The organism is Micromonospora sp. PLK6-60 (genome assembly GCF_019890675.1).
Taxonomy (GTDB): domain Bacteria; phylum Actinomycetota; class Actinomycetes; order Mycobacteriales; family Micromonosporaceae; genus Micromonospora.
Window position 1 is genome coordinate 90,208 of record NZ_JAIOAA010000003.1, and the last position, 18,771, is coordinate 108,978.

17 protein-coding genes are annotated in these 18,771 nt (G+C 71.8%); 3 read left to right on the forward strand and 14 right to left on the reverse strand.

What is annotated here, in order from left to right:
- Positions 1-21 precede the first annotated feature (21 nt).
- The 7 genes from K7640_RS06640 to K7640_RS06670 all read right to left on the reverse strand — a co-directional run bounded on the left by K7640_RS06640 (position 22) and on the right by K7640_RS06670 (position 8,057).
- Complete coding sequence (locus K7640_RS06640) at positions 22-741, reverse strand: cytidine deaminase (RefSeq protein WP_222953829.1); 720 nt, start codon at positions 739-741, stop codon at positions 22-24.
- Positions 742-834: 93 nt separating this feature from the next.
- Positions 835-2,115, reverse strand: a complete 1,281-nt coding sequence (locus K7640_RS06645) for an ABC transporter permease (RefSeq protein ID WP_222953830.1) — start codon at positions 2,113-2,115, stop codon at positions 835-837.
- 3 nt (positions 2,116-2,118) lie between these two features.
- Entirely contained in the window at positions 2,119-3,477 is a 1,359-nt protein-coding gene (locus K7640_RS06650) for an ABC transporter permease (RefSeq protein ID WP_222953831.1), read from the reverse strand.
- The gene (locus K7640_RS06655; RefSeq protein ID WP_308042477.1) at positions 3,474-5,171 is read right to left on the reverse strand and encodes an ABC transporter ATP-binding protein; all 1,698 of its coding nucleotides are present in this window, start codon (positions 5,169-5,171) and stop codon (positions 3,474-3,476) included. Before K7640_RS06655 ends, K7640_RS06650 begins: the two co-directional genes overlap by 4 nt.
- A gap of 147 nt (positions 5,172-5,318) precedes the next feature.
- Positions 5,319-6,386 carry a BMP family protein gene (locus tag K7640_RS06660; protein ID WP_222954322.1) on the reverse strand — a complete coding sequence of 356 codons (1,068 nt, stop codon included), beginning with the start codon at positions 6,384-6,386 and terminating at the stop codon, positions 5,319-5,321.
- Positions 6,387-6,665: 279 nt separating this feature from the next.
- Positions 6,666-7,007 (reverse strand): hypothetical protein, encoded by a 342-nt coding sequence (locus K7640_RS06665; protein WP_222953832.1) that lies wholly within the window; start codon positions 7,005-7,007, stop codon positions 6,666-6,668.
- 57 nt (positions 7,008-7,064) lie between these two features.
- Complete coding sequence (locus tag K7640_RS06670; RefSeq protein WP_222953833.1) at positions 7,065-8,057, reverse strand: hypothetical protein; 993 nt, start codon at positions 8,055-8,057, stop codon at positions 7,065-7,067.
- Positions 8,058-8,155: 98 nt separating this feature from the next.
- Here K7640_RS06670 and K7640_RS06675 point away from each other — a divergent pair, with 98 nt between their 5' ends.
- Positions 8,156-8,743, forward strand: coding sequence for a TetR/AcrR family transcriptional regulator (locus tag K7640_RS06675; RefSeq protein ID WP_222953834.1), 588 nt, complete (start codon positions 8,156-8,158; stop codon positions 8,741-8,743).
- Positions 8,744-8,797: 54 nt separating this feature from the next.
- On the opposite strand, the gene K7640_RS06680 is transcribed toward K7640_RS06675, so the two are convergent.
- From K7640_RS06680 to K7640_RS06690, 3 genes are read right to left on the reverse strand one after another with little or no spacing between them, the layout of a single operon-like run.
- Entirely contained in the window at positions 8,798-9,727 is a 930-nt protein-coding gene (locus K7640_RS06680; protein WP_222953835.1) for a sugar ABC transporter permease, read from the reverse strand.
- Entirely contained in the window at positions 9,724-11,364 is a 1,641-nt protein-coding gene (locus K7640_RS06685) for an ABC transporter permease subunit (RefSeq protein WP_222953836.1), read from the reverse strand. The genes K7640_RS06680 and K7640_RS06685 overlap by 4 nt, the downstream gene beginning before the upstream one ends.
- On the reverse strand, positions 11,364-12,626 hold the full coding sequence (locus K7640_RS06690) for a maltose ABC transporter substrate-binding protein (RefSeq protein WP_222953837.1): 1,263 nt from the start codon (positions 12,624-12,626) through the stop codon (positions 11,364-11,366). The genes K7640_RS06685 and K7640_RS06690 overlap by 1 nt, the downstream gene beginning before the upstream one ends.
- 196 nt (positions 12,627-12,822) lie before the next feature.
- Here K7640_RS06690 and K7640_RS06695 point away from each other — a divergent pair, with 196 nt between their 5' ends.
- Together K7640_RS06695 and K7640_RS06700 are read left to right on the forward strand one after the other, a co-directional pair.
- The gene (locus K7640_RS06695) at positions 12,823-13,902 is read left to right on the forward strand and encodes a LacI family DNA-binding transcriptional regulator (protein WP_222953838.1); all 1,080 of its coding nucleotides are present in this window, start codon (positions 12,823-12,825) and stop codon (positions 13,900-13,902) included.
- A gap of 135 nt (positions 13,903-14,037) precedes the next feature.
- On the forward strand, positions 14,038-15,672 hold the full coding sequence (locus tag K7640_RS06700; protein ID WP_222953839.1) for a glycoside hydrolase family 13 protein: 1,635 nt from the start codon (positions 14,038-14,040) through the stop codon (positions 15,670-15,672).
- A 671-nt stretch (positions 15,673-16,343) separates the two neighbouring features.
- Here the strand turns inward: K7640_RS06700 and K7640_RS06705 are convergent.
- From K7640_RS06705 to K7640_RS06720, 4 genes are all read right to left on the reverse strand, one after another.
- Entirely contained in the window at positions 16,344-16,784 is a 441-nt protein-coding gene (locus K7640_RS06705) for a hypothetical protein (protein ID WP_222953840.1), read from the reverse strand.
- An 81-nt stretch (positions 16,785-16,865) separates the two neighbouring features.
- Positions 16,866-17,234 (reverse strand): GntR family transcriptional regulator, encoded by a 369-nt coding sequence (locus tag K7640_RS06710; RefSeq protein WP_222953841.1) that lies wholly within the window; start codon positions 17,232-17,234, stop codon positions 16,866-16,868.
- 1 nt (position 17,235) lies between these two features.
- The gene (locus K7640_RS06715) at positions 17,236-18,183 is read right to left on the reverse strand and encodes a YhjD/YihY/BrkB family envelope integrity protein (protein WP_222953842.1); all 948 of its coding nucleotides are present in this window, start codon (positions 18,181-18,183) and stop codon (positions 17,236-17,238) included.
- Between the two features lie 10 nt (positions 18,184-18,193).
- Positions 18,194-18,766, reverse strand: coding sequence for a 2'-5' RNA ligase family protein (locus K7640_RS06720; protein WP_222953843.1), 573 nt, complete (start codon positions 18,764-18,766; stop codon positions 18,194-18,196).
- Positions 18,767-18,771 lie beyond the last annotated feature (5 nt).

Consider the following 18,771-nt stretch of genomic DNA (forward strand, 5'->3'; position numbering starts at 1 on the left):
GGTCGGCCCGAGCCCCAACGCTCAAGCACCAGACCAACGAACCGGGATCTCCAACGGAGGCTCCCCCTCACCGGCCCAGAAGATCGTGCCCGACGCGTCCACCACCACCACCCGCGGCGTCCGCGCCAGCCCCCAGGTGATCGCCTCGGCCGGGTCGTCCCAGCTCGGCCCCTCCTCCAGCACCCCGGTCTCGGCCCCGGCGTCGTCGCCCGCCGACCGTTCCCAGTACGCCGTCCAGACCTGCTGCCCGGCGGAGAGGTCGGGGTGCACGAACACGGTGCCCCGGCCGCGCCAGGCGGCCAGCCGGTCCGGCACCACCGGCACCGGCGCCTCGCCGGTCACCGCCTCCAGGTCGGCCACGTCGAAGGCGTGCGGCAGCAGCTCGGCCATCCGCAGCGGGCCGCCCCTGGCCTCGATCAGGCATTCCGGGCCGCCCTGCTCCCAGAGCAGCTGCCGGCACCGGCCGCACGGCATCAGCGGCTCGCCGGTGGCGTCGACGCAGGAGAGCGCGACGATCCGGCCGCCGCCGGTGGCGTGCAGCGAGGAGACCACGCCGCACTCGGCGCAGAGCACCACCCCGTACGCGGCGTTCTCCACGTTGCAGCCGACCACCACCCGACCGTCGTCGACCAGCGCCGCCGCCCCCACCGGGAACTTGGAGTACGGGACGTACGCGTGCCGCATCACCTCGGTGGCGGCGGCCCGCAGCCGCTCCCAGTCGATCTCCATCACGTCTCCCATTCTGCCCAATTCACGCTGATCGGTCGGGCAGCGGCCCGGAGACGACGGTGCCCGGCGGGGTCCGATCCCGCCGGGCACGTGCGTCGCGGACCGTCAGCCCTTGATGTACGGCTTGCCGTCGGCGGCCGGGGCGCGCACCCGACCGACCAGCCCGGCCACCGCCAGGATCGTCGCCAGGTACGGCAGCATGGCCAGGAACTGGCTGGGGATGCTGCTGCCGATCGCGCCCAGATACGTGGCGAGCTGGTCGGCGAAGCCGAAGAAGAGCGCCGCGAGCAGCGCCCCGGTCGGGCTCCACCGGCCGAAGATCAGCGCGGCCAGGGCGATGAAGCCCTTACCGCCGATCATGTTCTTGGTGAACGAGTAGAGCGCCAGCGTGTAGGAGGCGCCACCGATGCCGGCGACCACTCCGGCCAGCAGCACGTTGCGGTAGCGCACGGCCAGCACCCGGACGCCGAGGGTGTCGGCGGCGGTCGGGTGCTCACCCACCGAGCGGGTCCGCAGGCCCCACCGGGTCCGGAACAGCGCGATGTGGATCACCAGCACCAGCAGCAGGCCCAGGTAGAGGAAGATGTTGCCGCGGAACAGTGCCGGCCCGAGCACCGGGATGTCCTTGAGCAGCGGAATGTCCCAGCTGCCGAACCGGGGCGCGCTGTTGTATTTCTGCGCGTCGGTCTGCATCAGCCGCTCGTAGAGGAAGCCGGTGACGCCGACCGCGAGCAGGTTGAGCACCACGCCGATCACCACCTGGTCTACCAGGTAACGGATGGCGAAGACGGCCAGCAGCAGCGAGATGAACGCGCCGCCGATCGCCGCGGCGACCAGCCCGACCCAGACGTTGCCGGTGATGCTGCCGAACAGGGCGCCGGAGAAGGCGCCCATCAGCAGCTGGCCCTCGATCGCGACGTTGACCACGCCGGAGCGCTCGCAGAGCACCCCGGCCAGCGCGCCGAAGATCAGCGGTAGGGCCAGGAAGAAGGTGCCCCGCACGATGTTGACCAGCGGCATGAAGTTCTGCCCGGCGGGGGCGGCGGAGACCTGCCAGCACAGGAAGCTCAGCACGAAGCCGAGGATGCCGACGCCGAGCAGCAGGGTGAACCAGCGCTTCGGCACCCCGGCGAGCAGGGCGGCGCCGGCCGCCGCACCGATGATCCCGAACAGGATCGCGCCGACCGTGCCGTTGATCTCCAGCGCGGCGCCGGCCGCGTCCTCGCTGAGCGTGAACCGGGCCTGCTCGCCGGTGGCGAGCGAGCCGAACAGGCCGGCCGCGAGCAGACCCAGGGCCAGCAGCAGCGCGCCGACCTTGCGGTCGCGGGTCCAGAAGCCGGTCTCCACGGGGGCGACGGCGATGTCAGGGACAGCCATGGTGGACATCGGTCACCAGCCCTTCGCCAGGCTCGTCTGCAGCCGCGCCGCGCGCGCGGCCCGGAGCCGGAAGATCGCCTTTACCAGGGCCGGTGCGGCGATGAAGATGACGATCAGCGCCTGGAGCACGGTGACCAGCTCCAGCGAGATGCCCGAGTACGACTGCATCCGGTTGCCGCCGGCCTGCAGCGCCCCGAAGAGCAGCGCCGCCAGCAGCACGCCCCAGGGCTTCACCCGCCCGAGCAGGGCGACCAGGATGCCGTCGAAGCCGATCTGCGCGACCACCTGCGGGGTGAGCGCGTCGGCGGTGGAGCCGAGCACCATGTTGGCGCCGCCGAGACCGGCCAGCGCGCCGGCGATCACCATGATCAGCACGTACGTCCGGGTCACGCTGATGCCCGCGGTGCGGGCGGCGTCCGGGTTGGCGCCGACCGCGCGCAGTTCGAAGCCGAACGTGGAGCGGTTGAGCAGCCAGGCCACGAACCAGGTGGCCAGCACCGCGAGCAGGATGCCGGCGTGCACCCGCAGCCCGCTGCCGAGCAGCCGGGGCAGCTGGGCGGAGGAGTCCACCGCCCGGCTGATGGCGTCGGCGCGGTCCGCATTCTGCACCCAGCTCTGCACGATGATCCAGGACAGGAAGTAGATCGCCACGTAGTTGAGCATGATCGTGTTGATCACCTCGTGGGCGCCGGTGCGCGCCTTGAGGATGCCCGGGATGAAACCCCAGAGCGCGCCGCCGACGGCACCGGCGAGCACGGCCACCAGCAGGTGCAGCACCGGCGGCAGCGGCAGCAGGAAGCCGGCCAGCGCGGCGAGGACGACGCCGATGATGGCCTGGCCCTGGGCGCCGATGTTGAACAGGCCGCCGCGGAACGCCAGCGCCACCGACAGGCCGGTGAACGCCAGCGGCGCGGTGTAGGTGAGTGTCTCCGAGAGCGGCCCGAGCACCGCCTGCCAGCCGGCCTCGCCGTTGAGCCAGTCGGAGAAGGCCTGCGGGTCGAAGACCGCGCCCTTGAACAGGTTCGCGTACGCCTCGCTGACCACCGACCAGCTGGCGTTCAGCGCGTCCGCCGGCCGGGCGGTGATGTAGCCGTAGGTGGCCAGCACCTCCGGGTCGGAGACGATGATCAGGATGGCGCCGATGGCCATCGCCAGCACCAGCGCCAGCACGGTGACCGTGACGGTGTTGGCCGCCCAGAGGTTCTCCAGGAAGGTACGCCCCAGCGAGGGCCGCGCCTCGGCCTCGTCGGGCTTCCGCGCGGTGGCCGTCGGGGCGGTGGCCTGGTCGGCGTTGCCCACCGCGTTCTGCTCCGCCTGCGCCTCGGTCGCCGGCTCCTTGTCCGGCGAGCCCGCGGGTGGATTCGTCGTCATGCCTCGTCCTTGCTGCCTGGGCCCGCGGCGGCCGGCGGGACGTCGCCGGGCTCGCTGGTCGGGCCGGTGCCACCGGCGGGGGCGGCGTCGGTCGCGTCACCCGCGGTCGACGCGTCCGCGTCGCCGGGCGAGTCGGGGGTGATGCCGGCCATCAGCAGGCCGATCTCCTCGCGGGGGGTGTCCGGGCCGACGATGCCGATGATCCGGCCGCGGTACATCACCGCGATCCGGTCGGCCAGCCCGATCACCTCGTCCAGCTCACTGGAGACCACCATGACGGCGGTGCCGATGTCCCGTTCCCGGATGACCCGGCTGTGGATGAACTCGATCGAGCCGACGTCCACGCCCCGGGTGGGCTGGGCGGCGATGAAGAGCTTCAGCGGCCGGGACAGCTCCCGGGCCACGATCACCTTCTGCTGGTTGCCGCCGGAGAGCGTGCCCACCGCCGCGTCCGCCGACGAGGTACGGACGTCGAACTGCTCGATCCGCTCCTTCGCCGACTTTGCGATGGCGTCCGGCTTCAGCGACAGGCCCTTGCCGAACGGCGGCCGGTCGTAGATGTCCAGCACCAGGTTCTCCGCCACGGAGAACTCCTTGACCAGGCCGTCGACGCTGCGGTCCTCGGGCACGTAGCCGACCCCGGCGCGGAGCACCTTCTTGGTGGGCCAGCCGTGCACGGCCGCGCCGTCGAGCGTGACCGTGCCGGCGAGCACCGGGCGCAGGCCCATGATCGCCTCGATCAGCTCGGTCTGGCCGTTGCCCTGCACGCCCGCGACGCCGAGCACCTCGCCCGCGTGCACGGTGAGGTCGATGCCGTCCACCGCGCGTACGCCCCGGTCGTCGTCGACGACCAGCCCGGCGAGCTCCAGGATCGGCTTGCCCGGGGTGGCCGGCTTCTTGTCCACGGTCAGCCGCACGTTGCGGCCCACCATCAGCGCGGCCAGCTCGTCCCGGCTCGCGTCGGGGGAGGCGGTGCCGACGGTCTTCCCGCGCCGGATCACGGTGATCCGGTCGGCGATGGCCTTGACCTCGCCGAGCTTGTGGGTGATGAAGACGATCGACTTGCCGGCCGCCTTGAGTGACCGCATGACCGTCAGCAGTTCCTCGGTCTCCTGCGGGGTGAGCACCGCGGTCGGCTCGTCCAGGATCAGCAGGTCGACGTCGCGGGTGAGCGCCTTGACGATCTCCACCCGTTGCTGGATGCCGACCGGCAGGTCCTCGATCACCGCGTCCGGGTCGACCCGCAGGTTGTACCGCTCGGAGACCTCGGCCACCTCGCGGCGGGCCCGGCGGCGGTCGAGGAAGCCGGCGATGCCGCCCTTGACCTGCTCGGCGCCGAGCATGACGTTCTCCGCCACGGTGAACACCGGCACCAGCATGAAGTGCTGGTGCACCATGCCGATCCCGGCCGCGATCGCGTCCGACGGGCCCTTCAGCTTCAGCGGCGCGCCGTCGACCAGGATCTCGCCCTCGTCGGGCTGGTAGAGCCCGTACAGGACGTTCATCAGGGTGGACTTGCCGGCGCCGTTCTCGCCGAGCAGGGCGTGGATCTCTCCAGGCTCCACCGTCAGGTCGATGTGGTCGTTGGCGACCAGATCACCGAACCGCTTGGTGATGCCGCGCAGTTCGAGTCTCAGCGCAACCTCCTGGAGTGCGAGCGGATGGTGCAGCGTAGCGGCTGCTCCGCCGGCCACCGCGACGGGTGGGTGCTGGGGGAATGGAAGGTGAACCGGCCGCCCCGGTGCCGCGAGGTCTCCCGCGCGGGCCGGGGCGGCCGGATCGTCACAACTGGTGCCCGCCGGCCCTCGCTGATGATCCCATCGCGGGGGGCGGCGGAGCGGTCACTTGGTCGGCTGGGCCTTCGAGGTGACCTTGATGGTGCCGGCGGCGATGTCCGCCTTGATCTTCTCGACCTCGGCCTTCAGCTCGGCCGGGACCTTGCTGTCGAACTCGTGGTACGGGGCGATCGAGACGCCGTTGTTGGCCAGGTCGCCGACGAAGCCGGGCTTGGCCTCGAGCTTCTCGCCACCGGCGGCCTTGAGTACGGCCTCCTTCACAGCGTCCTTGATGTTCTTGACGACCGTGGTCAGCATGACCGGGCAGTTCTGGGTGGCCTCACAGCCGTCGGCGTCCACCCAGATGACCGAGTACTTGCCGTTGGAGGCCTGGGCCGCGGCGGTGGTGCCGAGGCCGGCGCCACCGGCGACCGGCATGATGATGTCCGCGCCCTGGGCGACCAGGGTGTCGGAGACCTTCTTGCCCTCGTCCTGCTTGCCGAAGTCGTTGGTGAAGGAGCCCTTCTGGGTGTCCTTGTTCCAACCGAGGACCTGGACGTTCTTGCCCTTGGCCTCGTTGTAGTACGCGACGCCGTCGGCGAAGCCGTCCATGAAGATCGTCACCGGCGGGATCGGCAGACCGCCGTAGGTGCCGACCTTGCCGGTCTTGCTCATCCCGGCCGCCAGGTAGCCGGCCTGGAAGGCGGCCTGGGCGGTGTCGAACTGCATCGGGTAGATGTTGTCCACACCCGGGTTGGCGTCGACGATGCCGAACTGCTGGTCCTTGTGCGTCTCCGCGGCCTTCTTGGTCGCGCCCTCCATCAGGCCACCGACGGCCAGGATGAAGTCGCACTTCTGGTTGACGTAGCCGTTGAGGTTGACCTCGTAGTCCGCCTCGGCCTTCGACGCGACGTACTTGGTGGTGATGTCCCCGTTGGCCTTCTCGGCCTCCTTGAGGCCGGCCCACGCCGAGGTGTTGAACGACTTGTCGTCGATGCCGCCGACGTCGGTCACCATGCAGGCGTTGTACTTCTTGCCGCCGGTGCTGCCGGCGTTGTCGTCCTTCGGCGCCTCGCCGCACGCGGCAGCGCCGAGCACGAGCCCACCCGCCACGAAGGCGGAGGCGATCCGCATCCCACGCACAGTGCGCAAGACGTCTCCTTCCCATTGCACACCGCGCTTGTGCGGTGGCAGCCCTTGAGCCGGCCTGCACTATGCGGCCGCCGGCTGTCCCACGTTACGGACGGGAGCGTACGCCCGCGCCCACCCACCGGCCGACAATCGTGCACGACTGTTGAGCGCCTGTTATCCCTACGTAACCCTTGGGTGGGCCAGATCACTTCTCGCGTTTGCCGGATGGCTGCCGGACGTCCGGAACGTCCTTTTCGGCGGCCGTTTCCGCAGCTCGGCGGGTTACCGCCAGAACACCGCCACCGCCGCGTTGACCAGCGTCAACCCGATGATCGCGAGGAAGTGCCCCCGGTTGACCGACTCCCGCTTACGGGAGAAGAAGACCATGACGAAGATCAGCAGGGCGAGCACCAACTTGGTAACAAGTTTTGCCGGCGCCGGCTCGTCGCCGTCCCGCAGCGGGGCGGACAGGCCGACACCGGTGAGGATCTGGATCACCGCACCCCAGAGCATGGCCGCGTTGATCCGCAGCCGGCCGGTGACGTACTGGGCGATCCCGCCGCCGAGCAGCAGCGCGAAGCCGATCAGATGGACGTAGAGAAGGATGAGTCGAAGAGCTTCCACGCGGGCCATCCTCCCCCATCAACGACGCTTTGTAGTAGGCGGCCCGCCGAGCTGCCGTCATACCGTGATCTCGGCCGGCGGGCGGACCGGCGCGGGAGCGGCGACGGCCACCGGGGCCCGCCGCCCGGCCACCACCAGCGCGAGGCCGACGACCGCGTACCCGGTCAGCACGGCCAGGGCGTGACCGGCGCCGGCCCCGGCGAAGAAGGACGCCGAGCGCAGCAGGGTGGCGCCGGCACCGACCGGCAGCCACTGCCCCACCTCACCCCACGGCTGCGGCAGCAGCTCCGGCGCGGCGGCCACCCCGGCGAGCGGGTTGCCGACCAGGAAGACCAGCAGCGCACCCAGGCCCAGGCCGGGGGTGCCGAGCAGCGCGCCGAGGCCGGCCACGGTCGCGGCGGCGGCGAGCGCGAACAGCCCGATCGCGGCGGCCTCCCGGAGCCGGTCCCCGGCCAGCACGCCCAACCAGTCGTGCAGCACGAGGGTGCCGGCGCCGGCGGCCAGGACCGCGTACCCGACCAACCCGGCCAGTCGGGCCCGCCGGCCGGCCACCAGCAGGGTGAGCAGCACCCCGACCAGCAGGCTGGTCAGCGCGAGCGGGAGGAAGCCCGCGGCGAAGCCGGCGCCACGCGGGTCGTCCGGCGCGGCCGGCACCACCGGCACCACGGGCACCGGACGGTCGCCCCCGAACTGGGCCGACGCCTCGGTGAGCAGCGCGGCGACGGTCGGGCTGGCCGCCGGCGCGGTGTGCAGGGCGAGGCCGTCGGGGCCGAGGACGAAGGCGGCGTACACCTGCCGGTCGCGCAGCGCCCGGTCGGCCGCCGCCGCGTCCGGCAGCGTGCGGAGCGCGAAGGCGCCGGGCCGGGCGGCGGCCAGCCGGCCGGACAGCTCGGCGGCGGCCGGCGCCGGACCGGCCACGGCGACCGGCAGGTCGCGCGGCGCCAGCCGCGCGGCGGGCGCCGCGAACAGGGGTACGAGCAGCGCCTGCACGGCCACCGCCAGCGCGGCGAGCAGGGCGGCGAGGGTCCAGGGCGAACGCGACCGCAGCATCGTCATCTCCTTAAAACGAATGTTCGTTCTTTTGAACTGAGAGTGCGCCACCTCTCGTTCCTTCGTCAAGAACGAACGTTCGCTTTAGCATGTGTGTCGTGCCACGCGTCTCCGAGCAGCACCTCGCCGCCCGCCGCCAGCAGATCCTCGACGCGGCCCGGCGCTGCTTCGTGCGCGACGGGTTCCACCACACCTCGATGCAGGACGTGATCAAGGAGGCCGGCCTCTCGGTCGGCGCGGTCTACCGCTACTTCCCCAGCAAGAACGACCTGATCACCGCCATCGCCCAGGCGGTGGTCGGCACCGCCGACGCGACCTTCGCCGAGCTGGCCGCGGCCGATCCGCCGCTGCCGCTGGCCGGGGTGCTGGACCGCGCCCTGACCTTCGTCGACACCCAGCTCGGCCCGGACGGCGTGCTGCCGCTGGCCCTCCAGGTCTGGAGCGAGGCGCAGCGGGACCCGGTGCTGGCCGAGTTCGTCGCGGCCACGTACACCCGGCTGCGCGGCCATTTCGTGGCCGCCGCCCACCGGGCCCGCGACACCGGCGAGCTGCCCGCGGACGCCGACCCGGCGGCGGTCGGCGCGGCGCTGTTCGGCCTGGTGCCCGGCTACTTCACCCAGCGCATCCTCACCGGCTCGCCGGACCGTGCGACCTACCTGGCCGGCGTCCGCGCGCTGCTGCGTTAGGTGTTAAGAAGGGGCCCCTGCTCTACCGGAAGCGTTAACAAGGGCCCCCTCCTTTCAGCCCTTGACGGCGCCGGAGGTGAGGCCGGAGACGATGAAGCGTTGCAGGAACTGGAACACCAGCACGGTGGGAATCGCGGTGAGCAGGGTGCCGGCCGCGAAGATGCCGAAATTGGTGTTCCGCTCGGCGCCCTGCAGCATGGTCCGCATGCCGACCGCGAGGGTCTTGGCGTCGGTGTCGGTGAGGAAGACGCTCGCCATCAGGAACTCGTTGATGGTGTTGATGAAGGCGAGCAGCCCGGTCACCGCGAGGATCGGCGCCACCAACGGAAGCATGATCCTGAAGAAGACCTGGGCGTGCGACGCACCGTCCATGGTGGCCGACTCGTCCAGCTCCCGGGGCAGCGTGTCGAAGAAGCCCTTCATCAGCCAGGTGTTCACGCCCAGCGCGCCGCCCATATAGAGCAGTAGCAGGCCCCACGGGGTGTTGAAGCCGATGGCCGGCCACAGGTCGGTGACCGTGCCGAAGATCAGGAAGATCGCCACGATCGCCAGGAACTGCGGGAACATCTGGATCAGCAGCAGCGAGAGCAGCCCCACCCGCCGCCCCCGGAACCGCATCCGGGAGAAGGCGTACGCCGCGAGCGCGGAGAGGAAGACCGAGGCGAACGAGGCTCCGCCGGCGATGAGCAGCGAGTTCAGGAACCAGTGGGCGAACCCGGTGCGCGCGAACAACTCGGAGAAGTTGCCGAACGACACCCCACCGGTCGGCACCAGGGCGGTGGAGGAGAGGGTGCCGAGCGGATTGAGCGCCGCCGAGACGACGAACACCAACGGGAAGAGACTGAACAGCACGCCCAGCAGGCCGACCAGGTGCCGCCAACCGACCTGGGCGAACCAGCGGTTCTTCCGCCGGCGCGCGTTGCGGTTGACCGCCGCCGGACCGCTCGCGTCCGCCGTGACGGTGGCGCCGGTAGGCGTGCTCATGCGTAGACCTCCTCCTGTTGGCGGGTCCGCCGGAAGCTGACCGCCGACACCACCGCGACGATGGCGAAGATGAACAGCGAGATCGCCGCCGCGAAGCCGAACTGCGCGGCCTGCCCACCGAACGCCAGCCGGTAGGTGTAGGTGATCAGCAGGTCGGTGGCGCCGTTGCTGGGGTTGTCCGCCGGGAACGGCGCCCCCTCGGTGGTCAGGTAGATCGCGTTGAAGTTGTTGAAGTTGAACGCGAACGACGAGATCAGCAGCGGCGAGAGCGCGACCAGCAGCAGCGGCAGGGTGACCGCCCTGAACGACTGCCAGGGCGACGCCCCGTCGACCGAGGTGGCCTCGGTCAGCTCGCGCGGGATGGCCTGGAGCGCGCCGGTGGCCACCAGGAACATGTACGGGTAGCCGAGCCAGAGCTGCACCAGGATGACCGCCGCGCGGGCCGACCAGCCCTGACCGAACCAGTCGACGCCGAGCCCGAACATGTTGTTGATCAGACCGAAGTCGGTGTTGAACATGTCCCGCCAGACCAGCAGCATCGCGAACGACGGCATGGCGTAGGGCAGGATCAGCAGCATCCGGTAGAGGTTGGTGCCCCGGACCCGGGGCGAGTGCAGCGCGAGGGCGATCAGCATGCCGAGGATGAACGTGCCGCCGGTGGAACCGATCGCGAAGGCGAAGTTCCAGATCAGCGTGCCGAGGAACGGCCCGGAGATCCGCTCGTCGGTGAGCACCCGGGTGAAGTTGGCCAGGCCGACGTTCACCTGCCAGCCCTGGGCCAGGCGGTCGCCGTCGGCGGCGACGAACGCGCCGACCTCCTCGTCGGCCGTCCAGGTCTTGCCGCTCTCGCTGTCCTTGACGCAGTCACAACCCGCGTCGTACGCCCGGACGGCCTTGCCCTCGTACGCCCGGGACAGGCCGGACGAGCGCAGCGCGCCGCCGGCGGTCGGCACCACCAGGTCGGTGATGTCCTTGCTGCGGGCGCTGGCCTGGCCGAAGTTCAGCACGGTGTAGCCGTCGGCCGCGGTGACCTTTCCGCCGGGGGCAACCGTGGCCGCGCCGGGGTCGAGTGGCCGCAGGCCGTCGGCGTCACCGACGGAGACCGTGTCGGTCTTCGGGTCGGTGATCAGGAAGACCAGCGGGCCGGTGGTCGGGTCGCCCTTGGTGGCGACCGACAGCGGGTACTGGGTGGAGCCGGGGACCTGCTTCACCGAGGCGCTCTGGATGGCGACGACCGCGTCATCCTTGCTGCCGCGGTGGCCGTCGCCGAAGTTGGTGAAGGCCGTGCTCGCGGTGTAGAGCACCGGCACGATCTGGAAGGCGATCAGGAAGAGCGTGCCCGGGACGAGGTACTTCGCCGGGACGTGCCGGCGGCCCACGTACAGGTAGAACAGCGCGGCGGTGGTCAGCACCAGCACCGCCAGCCCGATCCACTGCTCGGCCTGCACGAGCGGGAAGGCCGCCCAGATCGCGATCCCGGCCACCAGGCCGAGCAGGATCACCTTCGCGGCGAGGCCGGCCGCGGTGATCGGCGCGTGGTTCCGCGCGGTACGGGACGAGCGCGGGGACCCGGTGCGAACGGGCCCCCGGCCCGGGGTCTGCTGGACAGACCCCGGGCCGGACAGCGGTGTGCTCATTACTTGATCGAACCGGCGATCGTCTTGCCGGCGGCGGTGACCGTGCTGGCCGGGTCGGCACCGCCGATGACGGCGGCCTCGGCCTTACCGAACGGGTCCCAGATCGCGGCCATGGCCGGGATCGCCGGGAGCACCTGGCCGTTCTTGCCGGCCTCGACGAACTTGGCCAGGTCCGGGTCGCTGCCCTTGACCTGGTCCAGCGCGGCGGTCAGCGCCGGCGGGCGCGGGTCGGCCTGGTACAGCGCCACGGCCAGCTCCGGCTTGGTGACGTAGTTGGCGACGAACTCCTGGGCGAGTGCCTTGTTCTTGCCCTTGGCCGCCACGTAGAAGGACTGGACGCCCACGAACGGCGCGGCCGGCTTGCCACCGGCGAAGCCGGGGACGGCGGAGATGTCGTACTTGATGCCGGCCTTCTTCACGTCGGCGGTGGCCCACGGCCCGGAGACCAGGAAGGCGCACTTCTTGCCGGTGAAGGTGGCGGTCGAGTTGGTGTCGGCGATCGAGCGCTTGAGCACGCCCTCGCCCTTCTCGCCGAGCGCGGCGATCTTCTTGAACGCGGCGATCGACTCCGGCTTGCCCACGCCGAGGTCCTTGGGGTCGTAGTCGCCGTTCGCGGTCGTGCCGAAGAGGTAGCCGCCGGCCGAGGCGTACAGCGGGTAGATGTGGTACGCGTCGCCCTTCTGACCGACCTGCAGGCAGAGCGTCTCGGTGACCTTCTTCTGCGCCTTGAGCTGCTTGCCGGTGGCGACCAGGTCCTCGATCGTCTTCGGCGCCTCGGGGGCCAGGTCGGTGTTGCGGATCAGCGCCAGGTTCTCCTGGGCGTAGGGCACACCGTAGACCTGGCCGTTGAACGTGACGGCCTTGATGGCGGTCTCGTTGAAGGCGGCCTTCTGCTCGTCGGCGAGCTGCACCGGGTCGATGGCGCCGTTCTGGACCAGGTTGCCGATCCAGTCGTGCGCGCCGATCACCACGTCCGGGCCGCCGCCCTGGCTGGACACCGTCACGAAGTTGTTCTGGAGGTCCTCGTTCGGGACGGCCTGCACCTCGACGGTGACGCCGTTCTCCTGGCCGAACTTCTCCGTGAACGGCTTGAGGGCAGCGGTCCGCTTGTCATCGGCCCAGATCACGAGCTTGCCACCGGCGGCGGCCTTGGGAGAGGCGCTGGCGGCCGGCTCGTCGCTGCTCTTGTTGTCGCCGCCACAGCCCGAGGCGGCGAGCGCCAGGCCGAGAACGGCGACCACACCCGTGGTACGGATGCGCATCGGTACTCCTGTCGTCATGGCGGCTCGCCGGGGGAAGGGCGGTCGCCAGTGGGGAATCCTGAAAGTTCTTGCCAACCGGCGCTGATTGCCGCGCCGCTGCTCTCGCATGTTGCGCGCACGTTAGCAAGAGGTTGCAGGGAATGGAAGGGCTTGCAGGAGTGTACGCAAGAAGTTGCCAGTGAGCTAAAGTGCCGCCATGCGCGCTCGACTGTCCGACATCGCCCAACAGGCCGAAGTCAGCGAGGCCACGGTGTCGCGGGTGCTCAACGACCGCCCCGGGGTGGCCCCGGAGACCCGGCAGGCCGTACTGACCGCCCTCGACGTGCTCGGCTACGAGCGCCCGGCCCGGCTGCGCAAGCGCAGCGCCGGCCTGGTCGGCCTGGTCGTCCCGGAGCTGGAGAACCCCATCTTCCCGGCGTTCGCCCAGGTCATCGAGTCGACCCTGGCCCAGAGCGGGTTCACCCCGGTGCTCTGCACCCAGACCGCCGGCGGAGTCACCGAGGACGAGTACGTCGAGATGCTGCTGGACCGGCAGGTCTCCGGGATCGTCTTCGTCTCCGGCCTGCACGCCGACACCGCGGCGAACCACGACCGCTACCGCGCGTTGATCGGCCGCCCGCTGCCGATCGTCATGATCAACGGGTACGCCCCGGGCATCGCCGCGCCCTTCGTCTCCTGCGACGACCGGGAGGCGGCCGAGCTGGCCGTGGCCCATCTGGTCGCCCTCGGGCACCGGCGGATCGGCCTGATCACCGGTCCGGACCGGTTCGTGCCGGTGCAGCGCAAGGTGGCCGGCTGGCGCGCGGCGATGACCCGGCTGTCCGGGCTGCCGGCGGCCGAGCTCGACTCGCTCGCCGAGCTGACCCTGTTCGGGGTGGAGGGCGGCGAGGCGGCGGCCGGACGGCTGCTGGAGCGCGGGGTCACCGGGCTCGTCTGCGGCTCCGACCTGATGGCCCTGGGCGCGATCCGGGCCGCCCGGCAGCGCGGCCTGTCGGTGCCGGCGGACCTCTCCGTCGTCGGCTACGACGACTCCCCGCTGATGGCGTTCACCGAGCCGCCGCTGACCACCATGCGCCAGCCGGTGGCCGCGATGGCGGTGGCCGCCGTGCGGGCCCTGGTCGACGAGATCAACGGGCACGCCGCGCCGCACTCCGAGTATTCGTTCCGCCCCGAGCTGGTGGTGCGCGGCTCGACCGCGGTGGCCGGCGCGACGGCGGGGGCCGACCGCCCCGGCCGGCAGCAGCCGGCGCCGCCCGCGGTGGTCGTCCCGGCCTGAGGGCCGGCCCGCGCGTCATTTCTTGCGCAAGCTCTGCTTGACTCTTGCAGGGGTGGGCCGGCATTCTGCTCTGACACCCGCGCGGACGCCGGCGCGGGTCGCCGCCGTCCCGCCACAGAACGGGGATCGTCACCGATGACCGCCGCCAGCAACGCCGAGCCGCTGACCTCCGACGACGACTGGTGGCGTACCGCGGTCGTCTACCAGGTCTACGTGCGCAGCTTCGCCGATGCCAACGGTGACGGCGTCGGCGACATCCCGGGCATCCGGGAGCGCCTGCCGTACCTGCGCGACCTCGGGGTGGACGCGCTCTGGCTCACCCCCTTCTTCACCTCTCCCCAGGTCGACGCCGGCTACGACGTGGCCGACTACCGGGACGTCGACCCACTCTTCGGTTCGCTGGCCGACTTCGACGCCATGATCGGCGACGCGCACGCGCTGGGCCTGCGGATCATCGTCGACCTGGTGCCCAACCACACCTCCAGCCAGCACCCGTGGTTCCAGGCCGCGCTGGCCGCCGCCCCGGGCTCCGCCGAGCGCGCCCGGTATCTCTTCGCCGACGGCCAGGGCGAGCACGGCGAGCTGCCGCCCAACGACTGGGAGAGCATCTTCGGCGGCCCGGCGTGGACCCGCCTGCCCGACGGCCAGTGGTACCTGCACCTGTTCGACCCGGCCCAGCCGGACCTCAACTGGCGTCACCCCGAGGTGCGCGCCGAGTTCGAGGACGTGTTGCGGTTCTGGCTCGACCGGGGCGTCGACGGCTTCCGGATCGACGTGGCGCACGGGATGATCAAGGCCGAAGGGCTGCCGGACGTCGGCTTCAACTCGATGACCACCGGCCAGCGCCAGTCCGAGCTGCTGGGCAAGGGCCGGCTGCCGTACTTCGACCAGGACGAGGTGCACGACATCTACCGCGCCTGGCGGCCTATCCTCGACAGCTACCCCGGCGGCCGGATGGCGGTCGCCGAGGCGTGGGCGGAGACCCCGCAGCGGCTGGCCCGTTACATCGGCCCCGACGAGCTGCACCAGGCGTTCAGCTTCGACTTCCTGGACGCCACCTGGTCGGCGGACTCGTTCCGCAAGGTGGTCGACACCGCGCTGGCCGAGTCGGCAATCGTCGGCGCCCCGACCACCTGGGTGCTGTCCAACCACGACCGGCAGCGGCACGTCACCCGGTACGGCGACGGCGAGATCGGCCTGCGCCGGGCCCGCGCCGCCACCCTGCTGATGCTCTCCCTGCCCGGGGCGGCCTACGTCTACCAGGGCGAGGAGCTGGGCCTGCCGGAGGTGCTGGACCTCCCCGACGAGCTGCGCCAGGACCCGTCGTTCCTGCGCACCGGGGAGAGCCGGGACGGCTGCCGGGTGCCCATCCCGTGGAGCGGCGAGCTGGCCCCGTACGGCTTCGGGCCGGCCGGCAGCGAGCTGAGCTGGCTGCCGGCCCCCGCGACCTGGCGGGCGCTGTCGGTGGCCGCGCAGACCGGCGCGCCGGGCTCGACGCTGGAGCTCTACCGCGCCGCCCTGCGGATCCGGCACGAGCACCCGGCGCTGGCCGGCACCGGCCCGATCACCTGGTTGGAGACCGAGCCCGGCGTGCTGGCCTTCCGCCGGTCCGCGGGCGACGCGGTGCTGACCTGCGTGGTCAACATCAGTGGCGCGGAGGTGACGATCGCCGGCCACGGCCGGCCGGTCGTGGCCAGCGCCGACCTCACCGAGCGGGGCGACGGGCACGTCCTGCCGGTGGACGCGGCTGCGTGGTTCGAACGGCGCTGAGCCGGGTAACCCGCTGATGACCTGGTCGTCCGTTGTGCTCCGCGCCGACGGGCGACTGGGCAACCGACCCCTTGTGGTGGGGGGTGAGGTGGCGTCGGCGCCTCGGGAGGTCCGCCTCCCGGGGCGCCGCCGTCCACCGCGGACGTCGAGGCCGCCCCGCGCGGGTCACCGGACGGCCCGACCGCCCACGTGGCGCAGGCACAGCGCACCCACCTGACCCCCGCCGACGGCCTTTGGGGCAGCTCGCCGGGGAGCGGATGCGGCACCGCGGGGCATACCCCCGCGCTCACCCTCCGTGTCCGCCCGCCTGCCAGCGACCTCCCTCCCCGCCACCTTTGCTCTGCTTCCCTCCCGGCAACAGCTACTCGCCGTGATCGACACATGATGGCGCAGCCACGGGTAACCGCTGCTCAGACGCGGTGTTGCGGCTGCGGCAGCAGAGCAAAGGCGGCGAGAGGGGTGGGTGTCGGTCGCTTGATGAATACGCTCAGTGCGCGCCAACGGACACGACGCCGAGTCACCGGCGAGGCGGACAGCTCCGGCCCAACCGCCGGGCCAGCGCAAGCCACCGCCCGACCACCGTCAGGCCACCGCCCGACCAGCGTCAGGCCACCGCCCGACCAGCGTCAGGCCACCGCTCGACCACCGTCGGGCCACCGCCCGCCCCGGGCTCAGTCCTTCGCGGTGAGCTGCGCAGCGATCCGGGCCAGGCCGGCGCGCAGCTCGTCCCGGCTCGGCGCGGGCGACGGCTGGGGCACCGGCTGCTGCTCGGCGGCCCGCTCCAACTCCTCGTCGATCACGTCCTCGAAGTCGCCGTAGAGGTCGGACTCCTCGGCCCGGGCCGCTTCGTCCTCGGCGGCGATCTGCGCGGCCGCGATCTCACCGCGGATCTCCTCCGCCGACAGCGCCGGCAGCAGCGGCTCGACCACCGCCATCAGCTGCTCCTCGGCCACCACCGCCTCGGCGAGGGCCAGCGCGTGCGCCCGCTCGTACGGCCCGCAGACCACCGGCTCCCACTCGTCCGCCTCGGTCAACGGGCCGAACGTGATGATCCACGGCAGGCCGAGCATCGGGGAGTCGTCCGGCAGGTCCAGCGTCACGAGAGCGCCCACGGGATCATCATGCGCGGTCGGCTCACCGGCCTGGGCGGCATTTGCCCCTATTCATCTTTTTCCTCGATTGTCCGGATCAGGTCACTCCGGCCGGGCGGCGGCCAGCGCGGCCCGTACCAGGGCCACCGCCCGGTCCGCCGGCACGCCCAGCCGGACCGCCTCGGCGGCGTACCCGACGGCGGCGGCCTGGAGCCGGTCGGTCGCGTCGTCCCGGCCGGGGGCCACCACCGTGCCGTGCCGACCCCGGGTCTCGACCAGCCCGGCCGCCTCCAACTCCCGGTACGCCCGCGCCACGGTGTTCACCGCCAGCCCGAGTTCGGCGGCGAGCTGCCGGACGGCCGGCAGCCGGGTGCCCACCGCCAGCCGGCCCGTGCCGATCTGCCCGGCGAGCTGCCCGCGCACCTGCTCGTACGGCGGCACCGCCGAGCCCGCGTCGATCACGATCCGCACGTCAACCCGCCCCTCCCGGCGTCCCCGGGTCGCGCCCCTCGTCGAGCTCCTCGTCGACCTCCACGTCCACCTCGTCGGCCGCGGTCCCGTCGGCCAGGTCCACCACCCGGCCGTACCGGCTGGTGGCGGCGAGCGCCGCGCCGAAGAGCACCAGCTGGTTGAGCAGGTACAGGTAGAGCAGCAGGCCGACCGCGGTCGCCACCACGGTGTACGCCGGGTTCCGCTCGGTGCGCACCACGTAGTAGCGCCCCACCGTGTTCAGCAGGGTGATGCCGACCGCCACCAGCAGCACCACCGGCCGCAGCCGGCGGCGGCTCATCCGCAGCCTCGGCACGGCCACCAGCAGGGCCGTGGCCAGCACCGCGTTGATCAGCACGCTGAGCACCGCGCTGACCGTGGTCAGGCCGACCGAGCCGGTGCTGCGCAGCAGGAAGCGCAGCAGCGACCCCAGCGCGTCGACGGCGGCCACCGAGATGCCCAGCATCACGAAGACCACCAGCAGCACGCCCAGGTCCACCAGCCGCCGGACCACCAGGTTGCCCGGTTGCTGGTTGAGGCCGTACATCAGCCGCTGCGAGGAGCGGATCGCCTCCACCCAGCCGATCCCGGTGAAGACCAGGATGACCAGGCCGACCACCCCGATGGTGTTGCTGCTCTGCGCGATCTGCTGCGGGTCGAGGAAGGGCAGATTCTCCCGGAGGAAGTGCTCCGCCGCGTCGCTGACCTCGTCGTTGTCCTCGAGGATCGTCCCGAAGATCCAGTACGCCACCAGGGCAAGCGCGAAGACCGCGAAGAAGCCGTAGTAGGCGATCGCCGCCGCCAGCCGCCCGCCCAGCACGTCCGCGTACAGGGTGCCGGCCCGCCACAGATGGTCGAAGCCCGGCAGGCGTTCCCGGGTGGCGTCCACCCGGCGGTTGAGGCCCGCCTCGATGCGGCCGAGCACGTTCACGACGGCGGGCTCAGCCGCCGAGGCGGAAGTCGCGGCGCGGCTGCCACCTGGCCTGCCCGCTGTGCGAGAAGAGGGTGAACGCCTCCACCTCGAAGAGCGCGGAGAAGTCGGCCAGGTCCTCGTACGCCTTGTCCAGCGCCTCGGGCGCGACGTCCTGCGCCACCGTCACGTGCGGGTGGTACGGGAAGCGGGCCTCGCGGTGCAGCTCCGGCGCGGCGTTGATGGCGGCGGCCAGCAACTCGCACTCGCTGATCCCCGCCGCCACCGCCACGAACACCACCTGGGTGACCGGCCGGAACGTGCCGGTGCCCCGCAGGTGCAGCGGGAACGGCAGGTGGGCCGCGGCGACCCGGGCCAGGTACGCCTCGACCGCCGGCAGCGCCGCGACCGGGATCTCGGTCGGCCCGAGCAGCGTCACGTGCGCCGGCACGGCCTGCGGGTCACCGGCCTCGACCCGGCGCTGGGTGAGCATCCCGCCCCACGGTTCGGGGATGTCCACCGCGATCCCGATCTGGATGGTGTCCCCGGCCACCGGCGCTCCACCGCCGCGCTCCACGCTCCGCGCCACCCCTGAAGCCCTCACTGGTC